This window comes from Parafrankia sp. FMc2 (genome assembly GCF_041008525.1).
Classification (GTDB): Bacteria; Actinomycetota; Actinomycetes; order Frankiales; family Frankiaceae; genus Parafrankia.
Window position 1 is genome coordinate 1 of sequence record NZ_JBFLUG010000268.1, and the last position, 4,683, is coordinate 4,683.

Here is a 4,683-nt window from a genome sequence, read left to right on the forward strand (position 1 = left end):
GGGCGCCCCTCCGCGCACCAGAGAACAATCCGCGCGCGGGTCGCCACATTCGCCGGAACACCCGGATCATTGATCGGCGCCTCGAGTTCCGCCCTCTTCTCCGCCTCCAGCTCCATCCCATCATTCTTTACTTTAAAGCAAACGGAATCACGGGACACTAGCGCGGCACCAGGAATGTCGACGCACACGGTGCACCGGGACATCCGGATCCGTGACGGCCACAACACCGTGCGCTCTCCCCCGCGCGACAACGAATAGAGCTCGTTCTGCGAACCCCCGGGCAGTCGTTCGACGACCGGACGCTCGCCGGCGCCCGCGACGCCCTCGGTGTCGAGCCAGTGGGCCAGTGGGTCTACATCCAGCCGCGCGCTCACCGCGCCACCCCGTCTCGGGAGCCGAGCTTGCGGTTCACCCGGACCTCCTCGATGGTGGCTCTGGACTGGAATGCTTACCGTTTGCGGGGCGCTCGGAACAGCGCTTCCTGGGCAAGGGTGGCAACGCGGGTGCCGTCCTGTTGCCGAACCGTGCCGGTGTAGAAGCCGCGCCCACCGGCCACGGTATGCGGTACGAGGTCGACCAGCACCCACTCATCGAGCCTGGCGGGCCGATGGAACCAGACGGCATGGTCGAGGCTGCTACTCGCCCAATGCCCGTCCGGCAGGTCGGCCAGGCCGCTGGACATATCGGATACGTAAGTGAGCACGCAGGCATGCAGCAGCGGCGAGTCCGCCAAGCCGGCAAGGGTGCGCGCCCAGAACCGGCTGGGCCACTCGGCCTCGGGGTTGACCTGTGGCGGCACCCTGCCGCGGATCGACAGCAGCTGGTCGAACTCCTGCTCGGGCAGCCCCTCCGGCCCCGGCACGTCCAGCGTGGGCTCGAGGTTGTGGTCCACGCCGGCCTCGGTCACTGTGAACGACACGGACATCGTGAAGATGATCTCGCCGTCCTGGATGGCGGTGACCCGGCGCGCCGAGTACGACCGGCCGTCACGGTCGGGCTCGACGCGGAACAACGTGTTCGTCGCGCTCGCACCGCCCCGCAGGTAGTAGGAGTGCAGCGAGTGCGGTACGCGGTCCGCCGGGACCGTTCGTCCCGCAGCCATGAGCGCTTGCGCCGCCACCTGCCCACCGTAGAGGCGGTAGGGGGTGTCGAACGCGGTCACCGACCGGTACATGTCCGTCTCGATCTGTTCGAGTTCGAGCAGATCGAGCAGACCGACCGGATCGGCGACCGCATCGGCCATCGGCTCCGCCGTCATCAGGCGGGGACCGGCGCGAGGTCGCCGGCGGGGTTGCGCACCGGGATGCCGAGGAAGCGGCGGGCGCCCGAAATCCTTCCCAGGATCATGTGCGTATCAGCGTCCAAAATCGGCGCATCGGTGAACTGGGTCATGCTCCCCCATTCCATGGCGGTTCCTTATGGCACTCCGAACGTTAAGTCGCTTTGACGAAAGCGTCAAGTTGTATTGACCCTGAACCTCGAAGCCTTGTCAACCACCAGGAGATATCGTCTGACACTATCGTCAACTCGAGGCAGCTGAGGCGAAGTAGTAGCGGCTGACCAGGTCGGCCACGCAGGCCGGCTTGTCGCAGCCTTCGACCTCGATGGCAATCCGCGTCACAAGCTGAACGGCGTCGTCGCCGACGCGCTCCAGCCCGGTCATCGTGGCGCGAGCCCGGATCCGGCTACCCACGCGCACGGGCGCCGGGAAGCGAACCTTGTTCAGCCCGTAGTTCACCCCCATCCGCACGCCCTCGATCCTGCGCAGCTGGTTCACGAAGTACGGCAGCAACGACAGGGTCAGGAATCCGTGCGCCACGGTCGCACCGAAGGGCCCGTCGGCCGCACGTTCGGTGTCGACGTGGATCCACTGGTGATCCTCGGTGTCGTCGGCGAAACCGTCGACCCGGCTCTGCTCCACCGTGAGCCAGTCGGTGGGGCCCAGCTCCCGACCGACAGCGTCCTCGAAATCCTGGATGCCGCCAAAGATTTCGACGTCGGCATCGGCCGGGGCCGGGGTGGTCAGGTCCGTCATGCGCTACTCGCTTTCCAACGGCGGAACATAAAGTATTATTAGTTAACTATATCAGCGCGCGTCCGACTGGAATACTGCGATGTGCGCAACGTAACTGGCGGTGGTTTGTTGTGATCGACAGTTCGTGATCTATGGGGGTAGGTAGAGGCAGAGCCGGTGTCCGGCGGCGAGCGCGGCGGCCAGTTCGCGGATTGGGTGGGGCATCGGGGTGGTGGTCCAGGCCTGCCAGAGGCGCAGCAGGAGGCAGGGCGGGGTCAGGCAGGCGCGGACCCGTCGGAGGCTGACTGGCCAGGACGGCGGCGTGCCGCTGCGGACCGGTTGCGGGCTGTCGCCGGGTGGGCGGGGTGTGGGTGGCTCGGCGGGGGTGTCGTGCCAGCACAGGCTGAACGCGCAGTTCACCAGGGTCCAGTGGCGGGCGATCGCGGTGGCGGAGCGGACCTGGAAGTCGGCCCAGCCCAGTTCGTGTTTGACCTGCTTGTAGTCCTGTTCCACCCAGCCGCGCAGCCCGTAGAGGCGGACGATCTCGTCATAGCCGGCGGGTGGGAACGCCGGTGCCGCCGCAGCGGTGGGCAGGTCCGGGCGGGGAAGGGTGGTGGCCAGGTACCAGGTGCTGGTCGCCGGCAGGGTCGCTGGGTCGGAGGTGGCCACGACCAGCCGGGACCGGTCCGCCGATCCGGTACGGGCCGGCCCGGCAGTCGGTGGCCCACCAGGTCTCGGTGTGTCCGTCGCGGTAGGAGCGGGTCACCGGTGTCCACTGGCCGGGCCGGTCGGGGCCGTCCCAGACCCGTTCGCGGGCGGCCTGGGCTGGGGTACGCACGCCGGTGTCCTCGTCGGGGCGGGACAGTTCCTGGTTTGGTTTGAGGGCCAGCACGAACGGCACACCGGCCTCGCGCAGCTCGGCGACCAGGCCGGGGCTCTCGGACGGACCGTAAAAGCAGTCGGCGACCACCGCGCGGAATCCGATGCCGGCGGTGCGGGCGTCGGTGACCAGACCGGTGGCGATCTGCCCCTTGGTCCGAAACGACGGGTCACCGCGGCCACCGGGCAGGCACGGCGCCGGGATGTAGAGCCGGGTGTGCAGCGGGTGGTACACCCGCTCGTCCGCCCAGGCCGTGGACACCGCGACGATGCCGTTGTCGATCCCGTTACGGGAACCGATGTACTGGCGGGACACCCCCGCGGTGGCGTGTCCGCTCTTGCGGTCCCCGGAGTCGTCGAGGATCAGTACCCCGCCAGGATGAGGCCGGGTGGCCGGCGCTGCCATGAGCAGCTCGATGCGCCGGCTGTTGATTCTTTCGTGGTTCCACGGGGACTCCGACAGGAACCACTGCAACCGCTGGACCTCCCGATGCTGCGCGCCGGCCACCGGCTCCGCCCCGGCCAGACAGGTCAGCGTCTTGTTGCGGTCCCGCGGCAGCAGCAGACCGACCAGGTAGTCCCGGAACGCCCGATGCTGCGCCCGGGAGGCGAACAGGTCATCGAACCGGGACGCGTACGCCTCCACCGGCACCGGAGCCGGCGGGCACGGCAGCCGCTCTGTCATCGCGATCACCTCCGCGACCGAACCACTCCTTCCTTACCCGGCGCGGCTAGACAATTCCTCGGCCACCCATACATGATCAAACGATCACAACAAACCACCGGTAGGCACCCGGATACTTTCTGCCGTAGTTTGATCATGCGGATATCGCGGTCAGGTAGCCCCGGCGCATTGCTGCGCCGGGGCCCCTTCAGAACCGTGCGTGCCACTCGTCGCGGCACACGGCTCAAGCAAGCCTCGGGGGCGTCTTGGGCTCTGGCGTGGTTGCGTTGTCCGGCGTTGGTTCTGGTACCATTTTTGTAACTGGTCAGGTGCCGATTTGATCGTGAGTTAGCTGGTGGCGGGCATCCAGGGGCGGCCCTCGGCGAGTTGGACGAGGGCGGGGAACAGCGGAATCCCGTGTTTGGTGGCGGTGGACAGGTACAGATCTTGAATGGTCGGGGTCTGGCTACGGCGGTTCCGGGTCGATGATCAGCTCGGTCTGGCCGAGGAAGCCGGCGATCAGGTCGGGCCGGTACTGAACGCGTTTGAGCAGGGTCTTGATCGTGGTGGTGAGCTGGTCGACGGTGACGCGGATGTGGTTGCCGAGGTCGCGTTTGACGTGGGCCCACACGCCTTCGACGGGGCCCGAGGTCCGGGGCGTAGGCCGGCAGGGGTATCACGGTCAGCCAGCGGGCGTGGCGGGTGAGGAACACGCGCATCGCGGCGCTGCGGTGGGTGTTGAGGTTGTCCCAGCACAGGATGAGCGGGGCGTTCAGCTGGTGGTGCGCGGCGGCGATCAAGGTGGCGTAGTCGTCCTCGGAGAAGCTGCGACGCTCACCCTTACGGCCGTGGTGGGTCAGGACCCGGTAGAACATGCGGGGCCGCTGGCCCGGCCGGTAGCAGACCAGGGCGGCCATCGACACCCGCCCCGAGCCCTTCCCCGACACCCGCACCGTCGGGGTATGTCCCCGCGGGGCCCAGGTCCGGGCCTTCGGGGGTCGCAGGCTCTGCCCGGCTTCGTCCTCGAAGACGATCCACGCGCCGGTCGTCGCCGCTAGATATCCCATGGTCTAGCGCGTCAAGCGGCGGTCGGCTGTGTGGCGTGATGTGACCAGGCGGTTGCTTC

At 67.8% G+C, this 4,683-nt stretch carries 4 protein-coding genes and 3 pseudogenes; all 7 read right to left on the reverse strand.

Annotated elements, in window-relative coordinates; all coding sequences use genetic code 11:
• A pseudogene (locus AB1460_RS35755) lies at positions 1–374 on the reverse strand (hypothetical protein); the annotation flags it as partial.
• A gap of 74 nt (positions 375–448) precedes the next feature.
• The gene (locus tag AB1460_RS35760) at positions 449–1,243 is read right to left on the reverse strand and encodes an acyl-CoA thioesterase (RefSeq protein WP_368966876.1); all 795 of its coding nucleotides are present in this window, start codon (positions 1,241–1,243) and stop codon (positions 449–451) included.
• 14 nt (positions 1,244–1,257) lie between these two features.
• The gene (locus AB1460_RS35765) at positions 1,258–1,392 is read right to left on the reverse strand and encodes a hypothetical protein (RefSeq protein WP_368966877.1); all 135 of its coding nucleotides are present in this window, start codon (positions 1,390–1,392) and stop codon (positions 1,258–1,260) included.
• Between the two features lie 130 nt (positions 1,393–1,522).
• Complete coding sequence (locus AB1460_RS35770; protein ID WP_368966879.1) at positions 1,523–2,035, reverse strand: MaoC family dehydratase; 513 nt, start codon at positions 2,033–2,035, stop codon at positions 1,523–1,525.
• Between the two features lie 157 nt (positions 2,036–2,192).
• Positions 2,193–3,578, reverse strand: a pseudogene (locus AB1460_RS35775) (IS701 family transposase); the annotation flags it as partial.
• 445 nt (positions 3,579–4,023) lie between these two features.
• On the reverse strand, positions 4,024–4,188 hold the full coding sequence (locus tag AB1460_RS35780) for a hypothetical protein (protein WP_368966883.1): 165 nt from the start codon (positions 4,186–4,188) through the stop codon (positions 4,024–4,026).
• A 22-nt stretch (positions 4,189–4,210) separates the two neighbouring features.
• Positions 4,211–4,624: pseudogene (locus AB1460_RS35785) on the reverse strand (transposase); the annotation flags it as partial.
• Positions 4,625–4,683 lie beyond the last annotated feature (59 nt).

What these genes read in the sequence shown, in the direction of transcription:
- AB1460_RS35760 (WP_368966876.1), bottom strand. Translation starts at nt 1,243, where the DNA reads ATGGCCGATGCGGTCGCCGATCCGGTCGGTCTGCTCGATCTGCTCGAA.
- AB1460_RS35765 (WP_368966877.1), bottom strand. Translation starts at nt 1,392, where the DNA reads ATGACCCAGTTCACCGATGCGCCGATTTTGGACGCTGATACGCACATG.
- AB1460_RS35770 (WP_368966879.1), bottom strand. Translation starts at nt 2,035, where the DNA reads ATGACGGACCTGACCACCCCGGCCCCGGCCGATGCCGACGTCGAAATC.